The sequence below is a fragment of the Novosphingobium sp. genome (assembly GCF_031417815.1).
Taxonomy (GTDB): Bacteria; Pseudomonadota; Alphaproteobacteria; order Sphingomonadales; family Sphingomonadaceae; genus Novosphingobium.
In genome coordinates this window covers 37619-51923 of sequence record NZ_JANOWI010000026.1, presented here as the reverse complement: position 1 = coordinate 51923, position 14305 = coordinate 37619, and the positions used below count along the sequence as shown (strand labels likewise).

Sequence of the window (14305 nt, the reverse complement as noted above, 5' to 3'; positions counted from 1 at the left end):
ATGCGGCGTTGAGCGCGAAGCTGGGGTTCTCGGTGGTCGCGCCGACCAGCGTTACAGTGCCGCGTTCAACGAACGGCAGAAAGCCATCCTGCTGGGCGCGGTTGAAGCGGTGGATCTCGTCCACGAACAGCAGCGTGCGCCAGCGCTGGGTGTGCTGCTGGCCCGCGCAGAGGAGCTGGCAGGCCCCCTTCCGCTTACCCCCGAAGCCCGCGCCGCACTGCTCGCCACGGCCGATGGTGACGGCCGGTTCCTGCTCAACCAGGCCGAAACGCTCTATAACGCGGCAATCCCCGAGCCGCTGGGCCCCGCCGCCTTGGGCAAGTTCCTGCAGCGCCGCGTCGCGGTTTATGACAAGGACCGCGACGGGCACTACAACCTGATCTCGGCGCTGCACAAGGCGCTGCGCGGATCGGACCCGCAGGCCAGCCTCTATTACATGGCGCGGATGCTGACCGCCGGGGAAGAGCCGCTGTATGTGCTGCGGCGGCTGGTGCGCTTCGCGTCCGAGGACATTGGCCTGGCCGATCCGCAGGCGCTGACCCAGTGCCTCGCCGCCAAGGATGCTTACCAGTTCCTCGGCAGCCCCGAGGGCGAGCTGGCGATCGTCCAGGCCTGCCTCTACCTCGCCACCGCGCCCAAATCGAACGCCGCCTATATGGCGCAAAAGGAAGCGTGGAAGAGCGCGAAGGAAACCGGCAGCCTCGCCCCGCCCGCCAATATCCTCAACGCGCCCACCAAGCTGATGAAGGACATCGGCTATGGCAAGGATTACGCCTATGATCACGACGCCGAGGATGGCTTTTCGGGCGACAATTACTGGCCCGAGGAAATGGCCCCGCAACACTACTACCGCCCGGACGAACGCGGGTTTGAACGCGAAGTGCTGAAGCGGATGGAATGGTGGGACAAGAAGCGGCGCGAGCTGCAGGGCGAATGACCCCCCCACGTTTCCGCCACTTCGCCGCAATCGACTGGTCGGGCGCGGCGGGCGAGCGCCATGCCGGGATCGCGGTTGCGCTGTGCGCCGCCGGGGATGCGGCACCGGCGCTGGTCCGCCCCGGCCACCGCTGGTCGCGCGGCGAGGTACTGGCCTGGCTGCAGGACGAACTGCCCGCCGATACGCTGGTCGGCTTCGACATGAGCATGAGCTTTGCCCACCATGATCGCGGCGGCTACTTCCCCGGCTGGGCCGAAAGCCCGGCGGACGCCCGCGCGCTGTGGGCCTTGGTCGAACAGATCTGCGCAGACGAACCGCACCTTGGCGCAACCACCTTTGCCGATCACCACGCCCTGGCCCCGCATTTCCGCCGCCACGGCGGGCGCGAAGGCGCGGCCTTCGGCGGCGGACGCGGGCGGTTTCGCCAGACCGAACACGCCCAGGCCCGCGCCGGGTGCCGTCCCTACAGCAATTTCAACCTGGTCGGCGCGGCGCAGGTCGGCAAGGGCAGTCTGGCGGGGATGCGGCTGCTTCACCGCCTTTCCGGCACCCACGCGATCTGGCCGTTCGATCCGCTGCCCGAGGCGGGTTCGGTGCTGGTGGAAATCTACACCACGCTGGCCGCAATCGCCGCCGGCCGGACCGCCGGACGCTCGAAAATACGCGACTGGGAGGAACTTGATACCGCGCTCGCTGCGTTTGGCACCGCGCCAGCACAGCGCCACGGCCAACTCAGCGATCACGCCGCCGACGCGATCATCACAGCCGCCTGGCTGCGCATGATCGCGCACGATCCGGCGCTGTGGTCGCCGCCGCTGCTCACCACGGCGTTGGCGCAGACCGAAGGCTGGACCTTCGGGGCGCGGTGATCCTAGCCGACCTTGCGATCAGTACCAATATTTGGTATTGCCGCACCATGACCTCCAAAAACACCTCGATTTCGCTTGGCAAGCCCTTCACCGATTTCGCGCACCGCAAGGTCGAATCGGGCGAATTCGGCTCGACCAGCGAGGTCGTGCGTGAAGCGATGCGGCAATACATGCACGAGGATGCGAAAGTGGAGGCGCTGCGGCGCGAAATCCAGAAGGGTCTGGACAGCGGACCAGCCAGAGAATTCGATTTCGACGAGTTCCTGCGTGAGATGCGCGCCAACTACAAAGGCGCTGCATGACACGCTTCACGCTTAGCCCTGCGGCTGAGCACGACCTTGCCGAAATCTGGCTCTATACCGCGGACAATTGGGGCGTGCATCAGGCCGACCGGTATGTGCTGGGCATCAAGGACGATCTGGCTAACGCTGGGCTTGACTCGCCGTTGGTGCGGCCCATCGATGGACTGTGGCGGCTTAGGTCCAACCATCATCTGTGCATTTTTCGCCGGGACGAGGCTGGTGAAATCTTTGTCGTCCGTGTCCTGCACGAGCGGATGGATGTGGCGCGGCATTTGCCGGGGTGATGCAGCGGGGCTTGTTGGGTCTTAAACACCTGTCACGGCAAGCGGCCATGTCACTGCAAGCCTGTAACCAGAGCCGCGCTGCCAGCGAATATACCGATGATGAAACCGGTCTATATCCTGCTGACGATCCTGCTTGCCGGGCTGCTGTCGCCGCCAACCTATGCTGCGGATTGCTCGCCGGATTGCATCGGCATGAGCTGCTGCCACCAGCCAGACCAGCCCTGCCGCGATATGCCTGCTGCCTGTCACCAAAGCAGCATGGCGGCAATCCTTGGGGCTGCGCCGGCAACGATCATCCATCCGCGCGCTTTGTCCGCCTTTCCACAAGCGGTACCTGCCTTGCGGTCCATTCCGGCCAAGCCGCCCGCGCCCCCGCCGCGAGGGCAGCAGGCCAAACTACACTCAACACACGCAACCAATGGAGAAATATCATGAAATTCATCGCAACTTTAACCGCAATTGGCGCGGTCCTGTCCTCAACCACTGCCTTCGCCGCAACTGCGGCGACTGCTGTGGCGGCTACTGCGCCTGCAACTGCGACCGCTTCGCACGCGATTGTCCAGGCATGCTGCGCTTTGGCAGCGTGCTGCGGGCTTCCCTGCTGCTAGCTAGATAGGTCAGGGGCGGTGGCTGCGCCGCCGCCCCTGGTTTCATTCCCTCGCTCCACATCGCCGGGTCCGTCACCCTGAACTCGTTTCTGGGTCCATGGTGGGTGTTGCCCTGTGGCGCGACGAAAGGGCTAAACCCTGCGGTTGAGCTTGATGACCACGCTTCGGGATGCGCCGGGGAATGGGCCCTGAAACAAGTTCAGGGTGACGGGTTTTGGGGTTTACGGACGTGTCACCCCAATTCATTTGATCCCTGCCACCCGAAGATTAAGCTTGCGCTTCTTCTATGTAGTGCGTGATGCTTGATCCATGACACGCGATAAATACATGGAGGAAGCAACTCAAATCGTCCGCAAAATGTATGCGGCTAGCGGCCGGGCCAGGATCGAAGCGCAGGAGATTCCACTAGATCGAATCGACAAAGCCTTCGCAGTCGCGGAGAACGAAACAGATAGATCAGTCGCGATACTTATTTTCGCACTTGCCGAAGACTTGATGAGCGAGTTTCTAAAATTCCACCTTAATCCAAAAGCTTATGGCGGATTCGCGTCTGCATTTTCGAATCAGGGAGTTCTCGCGACTGCTAGTGATCGAATCGCCATATTGGAATTGCTATTTTGGATTCGAAAGGAAACCGCGCAGGATTTGCGCATTCTAAAATCCATACGAAACTTATTTGCGCACCACTCTGAGATAAATAGCTTCAGTGATGACAAGATACCAAGCTGGCTTTCGTCGATGCAGCCGCTGTTTACAACGACAGAAGATGTGATTCTCAAGAAGAGAACCGAACGGTCAATTTTTTTATTAAAATCGATTTGCACGATTTTTAGTTTGATTTACGATCTTTCGGTACTTCCAATTACATTCCAGGAAAAAACAGATCCTTACCAATCGCTTGGTAAAGAATGGAACGAACTCCCTGATAACATTCAGGCAATTTTTACCAGGCAGGCCGGTATTTTGGCATATTTTAGAAAACTGTAATCAGCTCCACATCAATAAACCCGCTTCTTCGGCTTGATGTAGCTTACATCATCGGTGAGCGTATATTCGTGCACCGGGCGGTAATCGATCTTGACCGATCCGCCCTTGCCGCCCCAGCCATCGAACCAGGCGGCGGTGTGTTTCATCCACTGCTTGTCGTTGCGGTCGGGGAAGTCTTCGTGGGCGTGGGCGCCGCGGCTTTCCTTGCGGTTGTGCGCGCCGTGGATGGTGACGGTGGCCTGGGCGATCAGGTTGTCGAGTTCCATCGTCTCGATCAGATCGCTGTTCCAGATCAGGCTCTTGTCCGAAACCTTGAGGTCCTGCATCCGGTCATAGGTCTTGGCCAGCTGCGCCTTGCCTTCGGAGAGCAGCGCCTCATCGCGGAACACCGCGCAGTGGATCTGCATGTTGCGCTGCATTTCGCTGCGCACTTCGGCGGTGGGCGATCCGCCATTGGCGTTCCGGAAATGGTCGAGCCGGGTCAGCGCCAGATCGGCGCTGTCCTTGGGCAGTTCGGCGTGGGCCGATTGCGGCTTGATCAGTTCCTTCAACCGGTGCCCGGCGGCACGGCCGAACACCACCAGATCGATCAGCGAGTTGGAGCCGAGGCGGTTGGCGCCGTGGACCGAAACACAGGCCGCCTCGCCCACCGCGAACAGGCCGGGGACGACCGTTTCGGGGTTGCCGTCAGCGCCGATGGTCATCACTTCGCCGTGGTAGTTGGTCGGCACCCCGCCCATATTGTAATGCACCGTCGGGCAGACCGGCAGCGGCTGACGGGTGAGGTCAACGCCGGCGAAGATCTTGCCGCTTTCGGTGATCCCGGGCAGGCGCTGGGCCAGCACTTCAGGCGCGATGTGATCGAGGTGCAGCCAGATGTGGTCCTTGTTCGGCCCCACGCCGCGCCCTTCGCGCATTTCCAGCGCCATCGAGCGGCTGACCACGTCGCGGCTCGCCAGATCCTTGGCCGAAGGGGCATAGCGTTCCATGAACCGCTCGCCTTCGGAATTGGTCAGATAGCCGCCCTCGCCGCGCGCGCCTTCGGTGATCAGAACGCCCGCACCATAGATGCCGGTGGGGTGGAACTGGACGAATTCCATGTCCTGCAGCGGCAGCCCGGCGCGCAGGGCCATGCCGCCGCCATCGCCGGTGCAGGTGTGCGCCGATGTGGCGGTGAAATAGCAGCGGCCATAGCCGCCGGTCGCCAGGACCACGGCATGGCTGCGGAAGCGGTGGATCGACCCATCTTCCATGCACATCGCGATCACGCCGCGGCATTGCCCGTTTTCCATGATCAGATCGATCGCGAAGTATTCGATGAAGAAATCGGCGTCGTACTTCAGGCTCTGCTGATAAAGCGCGTGGAGCATGGCGTGGCCAGTGCGGTCAGCCGCGGCGCAGGTGCGTTGCACCGGCGGGCCTTCGCCCATGTTCTGCATGTGCCCGCCGAACGGGCGCTGATAGATCGTGCCGTCTTCGTTGCGGCTAAACGGCACACCAGCGTGCTCCAGCTCGTAAACCGCCTGCGGGGCTTCGCGCACCATGTATTCGATCGCGTCCTGATCGCCCAGCCAGTCCGATCCCTTGACGGTATCGAACATGTGCCAGGTCCAGTGATCGGGCGAATTGTTCTGCAGGCTGGCCGCGATCCCGCCTTGCGCCGCAACAGTGTGGCTGCGGGTCGGAAACACCTTGGTGATGCAGGCGGTGCGCAGGCCGGCCTCGGCGCTGCCCATGGTGGCGCGCAGCCCCGATCCGCCAGCACCGACCACCACGGTATCATAGGTGTGGTCGATGATCTTGTAGGCAGCAGCGGTCATGTCAGGCAGCTCCAAGCGCGATGCGGATCAGCGAGAGCAGGGCAAGCCCCGCACCGCCGAAAGTAAGAAGATTGAGTACGGCGAAGACAGCGAACTTGTTGCCGCTGGACTTGACGTAATCCTCGATCAGCACCTGCAGCCCGAGCCGCGCGTGCCAGAAGCTGGAGACCACGAACAGGCCGACCAGCACCGCCGGGAGCGGATTGTGCAGCCAGCCGTGCATGCCCTTGTACGTAAAGTCGCCAATCCGGGCGAAGGAGAAGGCGAGGTAGAGGCCGAGCAGCAGGTTGCCTAGCGCGGTGAAGCGCTGCAGCAGCCAGTGGTGCGATCCCGAATGCGCCGAACCCAGCGCGCGGACGCGGCCGATCGAAGTTCCGTTACCCATCTGCCGTTCCCTTCAATTCAGCCAGATCGCGGCCCAGAACAGGGCGGTTGCGACCAGTGCGAGCAGCGGCGTGATCCATGACCACAGAGCGTTGCTGTTCAATTCATAGCCCGCGCCCAGATCGAGCACGAAATGGCGGATACCCGATGCCATGTGGGTGAAGAATGCCCACGACAGGCCCACCAGCACCACATCGCCGTACCACGCCCCGGCATGGGCGGTGAAAGCGGCAAAGCTTGCTTCGCCCCCAGCCAGCGCGGCCAGCCACCAGACCAGCACGCCAAGGCCAACCAGGGCCATGCCATCGCCGGTCACGCGGTGGAGGATCGATACGGCCATTGCCGGGCCCCAGCGCCAGATCGACAAGTGCGGCGAGAGCGGGCGGTTGTTCGGCTTGGTTTCAGCTTGGGCCATGCGGCGTGACACCCCTTGGTGGCTGGTGGAGCGCGCAGGCCCCGTTGGCACTCCCCTTAGCCAAAATGGGGGGCGGTGCAAGCGGTCGAAGGTGCAGGCCTGTCAGTTCGGCCCAACCTTCATTGGCCTAATTCAGGGATACCCTAATTCAGGGACACAATACGAATTTGCCATTAATTCGTATTGTGTCCCTGAATTAGGGGAAGTTGGGATTGGCGATTCCCATTTGCCGCAAACCTGCCTAGAACGCGAGGGCATGAATCTAACCACCGCCCTCGTCACCGGATCGTCGCGTGGGATCGGCGCGGCGATCGCCGTGCAACTCAGGGCACGCGGCGTGACCGTGATCGGGCACGCCAGCAAGGCCCACGATGCCGACACCATCGGCGCCGATCTGGCCGATCCGGCGGCCCCGGCGCGGCTCTGGGATGCGGCGCTGGAGCGCGGCAATGGCCGGATCGACATTCTGGTCAACAATGCCGGACTGTTCGCGGCCAACCCGATTTCGCTGTCTGACATCGCATGGCTGGATAACTGGGAAGATACGCTGCGGATCAACTTGACCGCAGCGGCCGAGCTATCGCGCTTTGCGGTGCGGCACTGGCTGGCGGGTGGACGCGGTGGCCGCGTGGTCCACATTGCCAGCCGCGCCGGCTATCGCGGCGATTCGCCCGAGCACTGGCATTATGCCGCGGCCAAGGGCGGGATGATCGCGATGCACAAGACCATCGCGCGGCAATACGCGGCGCAGGGGATCATGAGCTACGCGATTTGTCCCGGCTTCACCGATACCGCGATGGCGGGCGATTATCTGGCCAGCCGTGGCGGGCCGGGGCTGCTTGCGGATATCCCGCTGGGCCGGGTCGCCGCGCCTGAAGAGATCGCCGCGATTGCCACCTTCTGCGCGCTGGATGCGCCCGAAAGCATGACCGGCACAGTCATCGACGCCAATGGAGCCTCCTATGTTCGCTAGAGTTGCAATCGCTGCCTTGGCCATGGCCGCGCTCGGCGCAGTCGCCCCTGCCGAACGGCCCGGTGCCAGCAAGGATATCGCGGCAGCTTGCGGCCCGGACGGCGGTTCGGCCGATTGGGTCAAACCCGCCCCGCCCGCAAAAATCCACGGCAAATCTTGGTATGTCGGGACTTGCGGCATCACCGTGGTGCTGGTCGAAACCTCGGCGGGGCTGGTGCTGATCGATACCGGGCCGGAAGACGCCGCGCCGCTTGTTCTGGCCAATATAAAGACGCTGGGCTTTGATCCGCAGCAGATCAAGTGGCTGCTGATGACGCACGAACACTTTGACCACGTGGGCGGCATGGCGGTGATCCAGCAGGCCACTGGTGCGCGGCTGATCGTTAGCCCCGGCGCTGAAAGTGCGATGCGCAGCGGTCAGGCCATTCCCGAAGATCCGCAGGCCGCGCTGCTCGCAAAGTACCCGATGAAGCCCGCCCGGGTCGACCGGGTGCTGCGCGGCGGCGGTTCGCTGGTGATCGGCGGCACGCGCTTTACCATGCATGCCAATCCGACCCATTCGCCGGGCTCTGCCAGCTGGACCTGGCAGAGCTGCGAGGGCGGCCGGTGCCTGACCATCGCCTATGCCGACAGTGTCAACACGATCTCTTCCGATGATTATCATTTCACGCAGCACCCCCAGCGGGTCGATGCCGCCCGGGCCGGCCTGCGCACGATCGAAGCCTTGCCCTGCGATCTGCTGCTGACCCCGCATCCCGGCGGCAGCAACCTGCTTGAGCGGCTTTCGGGCAAGGCCCCGCTGACCTATCCGCGCGCCTGTGCGGCCTATGCGGCGGGCGGCAGCGACCGGCTGGCCAAACGGCTGGAAAAGGAAGTATCCGCCAAGTGAGCAGCTGGAAATTGACCGTCTTCGCTCCGCGCAGGGTGATCGAGGCCGCCTTGCTGGCCCACGAGGATGCGTTCGATTGGGATGCAGAGATCGTCATATCGGGCAGCGAAATTGCCGAAGACCGGCCCGATGATTGGCAGCTAGAGGCGTGGCTGCCGCGTAAGCCGAACAACCAGGACCGCGATCTCGTCGCCGCGCTGTTTGCCGGGCTAAGGCCGCGTTTTCGGCAGGAAAAGGTACCCGATACCGATTGGCTGACGCACAGCCAGCAAGGCCTTGAACCGATCCGCGCCGGGCGCTTTTACGTCCACACGCCCGAACATCGGCCGCTGGCTGAACCGGACCTGCGCGATTTCTGCATCCCCGCCAGCCAGGCCTTTGGCACCGGCCAGCACGCCACCACCGCCGGGTGCCTGGAAATGCTGGGCGCGATGAAAAAGCGCGGAGTAGTGGTGCGCAATTGTGCCGATATCGGCACCGGCACCGGCCTGCTGGCTTTCGCCGCGCTGCATCTGTGGCCGCATGCCCTCGCCACCGCGAGCGATATCGATGCGGTCTGCCTCGATGTTGTGGATGACAACGCCCGCGCCAATGGCATTGCAACGGGCGCGCGGGGCGGTGAGCTGACCATGCTGGTGGCTGACGGGATGGAACACCCGCTGCTGCAAGCACGCGGGCCCTATGATCTGGTGATCGCCAATATCCTCGCCGGCCCGCTGATCCATCTGGCCCCGCATTTTGCGCAGGTCATGGTGCCGGGCGGTAATTTGCTGCTGGCCGGGCTGCTCGAAACCCAGGAAGCCGGGGTCCGCCGCGCCTGCCGCCGCGCGGGGCTGAGGATCGCGGGTCGGCTGGTAAACGGTGATTGGTCGATCCTGTGGCTGCGCAAGCGCGGCGGCTTTTGATCCCCCTTGCCCCAAGCCTGCGCGCCGCTTAATGCCGCCGCACTATGAAACGCACCACCGGCACAGACCGCTCGATCACGATGAAATGGCGCAGCGCCACGCAGGCCGTGCGCGGCGGCACCTGGCGCAGCGAAATGGGCGAGACCAGCGAGGCGATCTTCCTCACCTCGGGCTTTGCCTATGACGACGCCGAAACCGCTGCCGCGCGGTTCCGCGGTGAAGATCCCGGGATGACCTATTCGCGCCTGCAGAACCCCACGGTGGCGATGCTGGAAGAACGCATCGCGCTGATGGACGGGGCCGAAGCCTGCCGCGTCCAGGCCACCGGCATGGCGGCGATGACTGCGGCCTTGCTGTGCCAGCTGCAGCAGGGCGATCATGTGGTGGCGGGGCGCGCCGCGTTCGGTTCGTGCCGCTGGCTGGTCGATCAGCTGCTGCCGCGCTTCGGGATCGCGACCACGACGATCGACGCGCGCGACAATGACCAGTGGCTCGCCGCGATCCGGCCCGAAACCAAAGTGTTCTTTTTTGAAACCCCGGCCAACCCGACGATGGACATCGTCGATCTGAAAGGTGTTTGCGATCTGGCCAAGGCGCGCGGCATCACCACCGTGGTCGACAATGCCTTTGCCACCCCTGCGTTGCAGCGCCCGATCGAATGGGGCGCCGATGTGGTCGCCTATTCGGCCACCAAATTGATGGACGGGCAAGGCCGCGTTTTGGCCGGCGCGGTCTCGGGCACGTCCGCGTTCATCAACGAAAAGCTGCTGTGGTTCCAGCGCAATACCGGTCCTAACCTTTCGCCGTTCAACGCCTGGGTGGTGCTGAAAGGCCTCGAAACGCTGGATCTGCGCGTGCATAGGCAGAGCGAAAATGCGCTCAAGGTTGGCAAGTTTCTGGAAGGCCGCGTGCCCAAGATCAACTTCCCCGGCCTGCCCAGCCATCCGCAGCACAATCTGGCGATGCGCCAGATGGACGCGGCGGGTTCGATCTTTTCGTTCGAGGTGGATGGCGGGCGCAAGCAAGCCCACGGCCTGCTCGATGCGCTGCAGCTGATTGATATTTCGAACAACATCGGCGATTCGCGCAGTCTGATGTGCCACAACGCCTCGACCACGCATTATTCGGTAAGCGAGGAAGCACGGCGGGAAATGGGAGTCACCGAGGGCATGCTGCGGCTTAACGTCGGGCTGGAGGACCCCGAGGATGTGATCGAGGATCTTGATCAGGCGCTGAAAGCCGTCGGCCTCTGACGCTCAAGCGCATGCCCCAGCCGTTCACCACCGAGCGCGATCCGCGAGATTGGTCGCTGGTCATCGCGGTGTTCTTTCTGGCGCTGTGCTGGTGGCGTCTGGCCATTCCGAGCGACGTCTATTTCGACGAAGTCCACTATGTAAAAGCCGCGCGCGCCTTTCTGGAAGGCCAGCGGATCAATGCCGAGCATCCGATGTTTGGCAAGGCGGTGCTGGCTGGCGCGATCCGGCTGCTAGGTGATAGCCCACTCACCTGGCGCATTCCATCGGCGCTGTTTGGCGCGCTCGGGCTGTTCGCGGTGGGGCGGATGGTGTGGTTTGCCAGCGGGCGGCGGCTGGCCACGCTGGCCGCAATGTTTCTTCTCGCCACCAATTTCTTCTGGTTCGTCCACAGCCGGATCGCGATGCTTGACATGACCATGGCGGCGCTGGGTATGGCCGGCCTGTGGCAATGCACCGCGGCGATGCGGCTGCCGCACCAGGCGCGCTGGCGGCTGGCGCTGGCGGGCACGCTGTTCGGACTGGCCTTGGGCAGCAAATGGTCAATCGCGCCGGTGATCGCGGTGCCGGGGCTGATCCTGCTGATCGCCAGCCTGGTCCAACACCGCACCCGCTTCCTCGCCGCGCGCAGCGGCGGCCTGATCGAAGGAATCAGCTTGCTCGAAGCCGGGGTATGGCTCGGCCTGCTGCCGCTGGCGGTCTATTGGGCCAGCTATCTGCCGGCCTTCCTGTGGGCGAGCGAGCCGGTCAGCCCGTGGCATCCGGTCAAGTGGCACCAGTTCATGATCCAGTTGCAAGACAGCGTGCGCAAGCCCCACCCCTACCGCTCGACCTGGCAGGACTGGGTGATCAACCGCCGCGCGATCTGGTATCTCTACCGCGAGATCGACGGCGCGCAGCGCGGGATCGTGCTGATCGGCAACCCGGTGACCATGTTCGCCGGGCTCGCCGGGCTGGTCTGGGCGCTGGCGGTGGGTCTGATCCGCAAGCGGTGGGACGCGCTGGGTTTTGTCGGCCTCTACGTCGTCAGCCTGGCGTTCTGGCCGCTATCGGGCAAGCCGATCCAGTTCTTCTATCACTACCTTTTGCCCAGCACCTTCATGATGTGCGCGCTGGCGCTGGCGCTTGAAGCGCTGTGGCGCACCGAAGATGACCTGCGCTGGATCGCGCCGATCGTGCTGGTGGGCAGCGCGGTAATGTTCGTGTGGTTCTACCCGATCATTTCGGGCGCCGCGCTCAGCGATGGCAAGATGAGCTACGAATACTGGATGTGGTTCGCGCGCTGGCGCTAGTTCAGGTCCTCTCCATTTTTTGGCGAATGCCACAAATGGGGAGGTGGCATTTGCGTTAGCAAATGTCGGAGGGGTCTCTGCCCTCGCGCCATTACCCTTCCGTCAGCCGCCTGCGGCGTCTGCCACCTCCCCATTTGCGCTACGCGAAAATGGAGAGGATCCAGGGCCTAGTACTTGCCCCAGACGAACTTGCTCGACAGCGCAAAATTCCACACCGAAGCCAGCACGATACCGATCGCGGCGGCCGGATAGGCGTGGAAGCCGATCCGCACCAGCGCAGTGGCGACGCCGATCTGGGTAAGTATCCCGAACGAACTGGTCAGCGCGAATTGCAGCCAGCCGCGCAGCCACGGGCCCCAGCCGCGCAGCCGTTTGTCGGCATAGGTAAGCTCGTTGTTGAGCACGAAGTTAAACGTCATCGCGACCATCGCTGCCACGGTCTGGCCGATGATGAAATTCGTCTCGTTGGGGTACTGGCTGACCGCGTAAGCCTCGCCGAGCAGCGCCAGGACAATGGCTAGCACAGTGAAATGCACCACCGCGCCCATCGCGCCGACGGTGCCGAACAGCGCGAACCGGGTCGGGATGATCCGGCCCAGCCACTTGTCGTAAAGCCCGACGAGGAATTCGAACACCACGGTCCGGTCAAGCTTCGATTCACCTTCCAGCCGCGCCGCGAAATTCATCGGCACTTCCTTGATCCGCAGCGGTGTTTCGACCGTGGCGAGGATATCGAGCAGGATCTTGAAGCCGACGCCCGAGAGCCGGTGCGCATCGGTGCGCAGGGTTTCGGTCTTGAGCATGAAATAGCCGCTCATCGGATCGGTCAGTTCGATACCGGTCACCTTGTTGGCGATGCGGTTGGCGAGGCCCGAGGCCTTGACCCGGTCGGGGCGGCCCCATTCTGCGGTGCTCGATCCTTCGGCAAAGCGGCTGGCGTAGGACAGATCAAAATCCCCGCCCTCAATCGCGGCGAGCATCTGCGGCAGCAGCGCGGGATCGTGCTGGTGATCGGCGTCCATCACCGCCACCACCGGTGCGGCGGTGGCGCACATCCCCTCGATCGCGGCGGACGACAGGCCGCGCCGCCCTATCCGCTGGATCACGTGGACCCGGGCATCGTCCTGCGCGATTGCGCGGGCTTCGTCCGAAGTGCCATCGGGGCTGTTGTCGTCAACCACGATCACTTCAAAGTCGATCCCGGCCAGCGCCGCATCGAGCCGGTCGATCATCCCGCGCAGGTTCTTGCGCTCGTTATAGGTCGGCAAAACAACGCCAAGGCGGATGGTCATCGGGAAAGCTCCGAAGCAGTGCGTGGGGCCGGGGCCTTACCGCTAATGTCTTTACAAACGTTCGGCAATTGCGCTGCCGATTGCTGCGGTTCCATGGCTTCCCCCCAAGTCTGCGCCGCGGTATCCCGCCGCCAGCGCACCCGCAACCGCCGCTTCGATCCGCGCGGCCTGTTCTTCCAGGGCGAGCGAGTGGCGCAGCAGCATCGCGGCCGATAGCACGCAGGCCATCGGATTGGCGAGGCCCTTGCCCGCGATGTCCGGCGCAGAGCCGTGGATCGGCTCGTACAGCCCCTGCATCCCCGCGCTGAGCGAGGCCGAGGCGAGCAGCCCGATCGAACCAACGCACATGCTGGCCTGATCGGACAGGATATCGCCGAACAGGTTGCCGGTGACGACCACATCGAACTGGCCGGGGCTGCGGACCAGTTGCATCGCCGCGTTGTCAACGTACATGTGGCTAAGTTCGACATCGGGATAGTCCGCCGCAACCGCGATCACCGTGTCGCGCCAGACCTGCGAGGTTTCGAGCACGTTGGCCTTGTCGACCGAGCACAGCCTGCCGCTGCGGCCTTGTGCTGCGCGGAAACCGACGTGGGCGATGCGGCGCACTTCGGCTTCGCTATAGCTCATCATGTCCCAGCCGCGGCGGGTGCCATCGGGCAACTCTTCGATCCCCTTGTCGCCAAAGTAGACATCGCCATTAAGCTCGCGCACGATCAGCAGGTCGATCGCGCCGGCCACTTCGGGGCGCAGCGCGGAAAAATCCTCCAGCCCGGCAAAGACCTTGGCCGGGCGCAGGTTGGCGAACAGGCCGAGTTCCTTGCGCAGCCCCAGGATCGCCTGCTCGGGGCGCAGTGCACGTTCCAGACTGTCGCAATCGGGATCGCCTACGGCTCCGAACAGGATCGCGTCAGCACTGCGCGCCAGATCAAGCGTGGCGGGCGGCAGCGGGTGGCCGTGCGCCTTATAGGCCGCGCCGCCGACATCGGCATATTCGAGCGACAAGCCAGGAATACCAAGCGCTTCAAGCACGCGGACGGCTTCGCGGGTGACTTCAGGGCCGATCCCGTCGCCGGGCAGAACTGCAATTTTCAT

General features: G+C 63.6%; 15 protein-coding genes. 10 read left to right on the top strand and 5 right to left on the bottom strand.

The window, feature by feature from the left end:
- From RMN99_RS06890 to RMN99_RS06870, 5 genes are all read left to right on the top strand, one after another.
- A partial coding sequence (locus RMN99_RS06890) for a replication-associated recombination protein A (protein WP_409035240.1) occupies window positions 1-937 on the top strand: 937 nt, incomplete at its 5' end.
- Window positions 934-1806 carry a hypothetical protein gene (locus RMN99_RS06885; RefSeq protein WP_309622562.1) on the top strand — a complete coding sequence of 291 codons (873 nt, stop codon included), beginning with the start codon at window positions 934-936 and terminating at the stop codon, window positions 1804-1806. The genes RMN99_RS06890 and RMN99_RS06885, both read left to right, overlap by 4 nt.
- A 47-nt stretch (window positions 1807-1853) precedes the next feature.
- Window positions 1854-2108: a type II toxin-antitoxin system ParD family antitoxin gene (locus tag RMN99_RS06880; RefSeq protein ID WP_309622561.1), complete on the top strand. Its 255-nt coding sequence runs from the start codon at window positions 1854-1856 to the stop codon at window positions 2106-2108.
- Window positions 2105-2392, top strand: a complete 288-nt coding sequence (locus tag RMN99_RS06875; RefSeq protein WP_309622560.1) for a type II toxin-antitoxin system RelE/ParE family toxin — start codon at window positions 2105-2107, stop codon at window positions 2390-2392. Before RMN99_RS06880 ends, RMN99_RS06875 begins: the two co-directional genes overlap by 4 nt.
- A 917-nt stretch (window positions 2393-3309) precedes the next feature.
- On the top strand, window positions 3310-3987 hold the full coding sequence (locus RMN99_RS06870; protein WP_309622559.1) for a hypothetical protein: 678 nt from the start codon (window positions 3310-3312) through the stop codon (window positions 3985-3987).
- 11 nt (window positions 3988-3998) lie between these two features.
- On the opposite strand, the gene sdhA is transcribed toward RMN99_RS06870, so the two are convergent.
- The 3 genes from sdhA to sdhC are packed head-to-tail and all read right to left on the bottom strand — an operon-like array spanning window position 3999 to window position 6606.
- Complete coding sequence (sdhA, locus tag RMN99_RS06865) at window positions 3999-5807, bottom strand: succinate dehydrogenase flavoprotein subunit (protein WP_309622558.1); 1809 nt, start codon at window positions 5805-5807, stop codon at window positions 3999-4001.
- Window position 5808: 1 nt separating this feature from the next.
- Entirely contained in the window at window positions 5809-6192 is a 384-nt protein-coding gene (gene sdhD, locus RMN99_RS06860; protein ID WP_309622557.1) for a succinate dehydrogenase, hydrophobic membrane anchor protein, read from the bottom strand.
- A 12-nt stretch (window positions 6193-6204) separates the two neighbouring features.
- Window positions 6205-6606: a succinate dehydrogenase, cytochrome b556 subunit gene (gene sdhC / locus RMN99_RS06855; RefSeq protein ID WP_309622556.1), complete on the bottom strand. Its 402-nt coding sequence runs from the start codon at window positions 6604-6606 to the stop codon at window positions 6205-6207.
- A 256-nt stretch (window positions 6607-6862) separates the two neighbouring features.
- On the opposite strand from sdhC, the gene RMN99_RS06850 reads away from it, so the two are divergent.
- From RMN99_RS06850 to RMN99_RS06830, 5 genes are read left to right on the top strand one after another with little or no spacing between them, the layout of a single operon-like run.
- On the top strand, window positions 6863-7579 hold the full coding sequence (locus RMN99_RS06850; RefSeq protein ID WP_309622555.1) for an SDR family oxidoreductase: 717 nt from the start codon (window positions 6863-6865) through the stop codon (window positions 7577-7579).
- Window positions 7569-8468: a subclass B3 metallo-beta-lactamase gene (bla, locus tag RMN99_RS06845; protein ID WP_309622554.1), complete on the top strand. Its 900-nt coding sequence runs from the start codon at window positions 7569-7571 to the stop codon at window positions 8466-8468. Before RMN99_RS06850 ends, bla begins: the two co-directional genes overlap by 11 nt.
- A complete protein-coding gene (locus tag RMN99_RS06840) occupies window positions 8465-9373 on the top strand; it encodes a 50S ribosomal protein L11 methyltransferase (RefSeq protein ID WP_309622553.1) in 909 nt (302 codons plus the stop codon). The genes bla and RMN99_RS06840 overlap by 4 nt, the downstream gene beginning before the upstream one ends.
- A gap of 44 nt (window positions 9374-9417) precedes the next feature.
- On the top strand, window positions 9418-10626 hold the full coding sequence (locus tag RMN99_RS06835; RefSeq protein WP_309622552.1) for an aminotransferase class I/II-fold pyridoxal phosphate-dependent enzyme: 1209 nt from the start codon (window positions 9418-9420) through the stop codon (window positions 10624-10626).
- A gap of 11 nt (window positions 10627-10637) precedes the next feature.
- Window positions 10638-11918, top strand: coding sequence for a phospholipid carrier-dependent glycosyltransferase (locus RMN99_RS06830; RefSeq protein ID WP_309622551.1), 1281 nt, complete (start codon window positions 10638-10640; stop codon window positions 11916-11918).
- A gap of 167 nt (window positions 11919-12085) precedes the next feature.
- On the opposite strand, the gene RMN99_RS06825 is transcribed toward RMN99_RS06830, so the two are convergent.
- Window positions 12086-13210 carry a glycosyltransferase family 2 protein gene (locus RMN99_RS06825; RefSeq protein WP_309622550.1) on the bottom strand — a complete coding sequence of 375 codons (1125 nt, stop codon included), beginning with the start codon at window positions 13208-13210 and terminating at the stop codon, window positions 12086-12088.
- Between the two features lie 51 nt (window positions 13211-13261).
- Window positions 13262-14305, bottom strand: a complete 1044-nt coding sequence (gene leuB / locus RMN99_RS06820; protein ID WP_309622549.1) for a 3-isopropylmalate dehydrogenase — start codon at window positions 14303-14305, stop codon at window positions 13262-13264.

What these genes read in the sequence shown, in the direction of transcription:
- RMN99_RS06885 (WP_309622562.1), top strand. Translation starts at nt 934, where the DNA reads ATGACCCCCCCACGTTTCCGCCACTTCGCCGCAATCGACTGGTCGGGC.
- RMN99_RS06880 (WP_309622561.1), top strand. Translation starts at nt 1,854, where the DNA reads ATGACCTCCAAAAACACCTCGATTTCGCTTGGCAAGCCCTTCACCGAT.
- RMN99_RS06875 (WP_309622560.1), top strand. Translation starts at nt 2,105, where the DNA reads ATGACACGCTTCACGCTTAGCCCTGCGGCTGAGCACGACCTTGCCGAA.
- RMN99_RS06870 (WP_309622559.1), top strand. Translation starts at nt 3,310, where the DNA reads ATGACACGCGATAAATACATGGAGGAAGCAACTCAAATCGTCCGCAAA.
- sdhA (WP_309622558.1), bottom strand. Translation starts at nt 5,807, where the DNA reads ATGACCGCTGCTGCCTACAAGATCATCGACCACACCTATGATACCGTG.
- sdhD (WP_309622557.1), bottom strand. Translation starts at nt 6,192, where the DNA reads ATGGGTAACGGAACTTCGATCGGCCGCGTCCGCGCGCTGGGTTCGGCG.
- sdhC (WP_309622556.1), bottom strand. Translation starts at nt 6,606, where the DNA reads ATGGCCCAAGCTGAAACCAAGCCGAACAACCGCCCGCTCTCGCCGCAC.
- RMN99_RS06850 (WP_309622555.1), top strand. Translation starts at nt 6,863, where the DNA reads ATGAATCTAACCACCGCCCTCGTCACCGGATCGTCGCGTGGGATCGGC.
- bla (WP_309622554.1), top strand. Translation starts at nt 7,569, where the DNA reads ATGTTCGCTAGAGTTGCAATCGCTGCCTTGGCCATGGCCGCGCTCGGC.
- RMN99_RS06835 (WP_309622552.1), top strand. Translation starts at nt 9,418, where the DNA reads ATGAAACGCACCACCGGCACAGACCGCTCGATCACGATGAAATGGCGC.
- RMN99_RS06830 (WP_309622551.1), top strand. Translation starts at nt 10,638, where the DNA reads ATGCCCCAGCCGTTCACCACCGAGCGCGATCCGCGAGATTGGTCGCTG.
- RMN99_RS06825 (WP_309622550.1), bottom strand. Translation starts at nt 13,210, where the DNA reads ATGACCATCCGCCTTGGCGTTGTTTTGCCGACCTATAACGAGCGCAAG.
- leuB (WP_309622549.1), bottom strand. Translation starts at nt 14,305, where the DNA reads ATGAAAATTGCAGTTCTGCCCGGCGACGGGATCGGCCCTGAAGTCACC.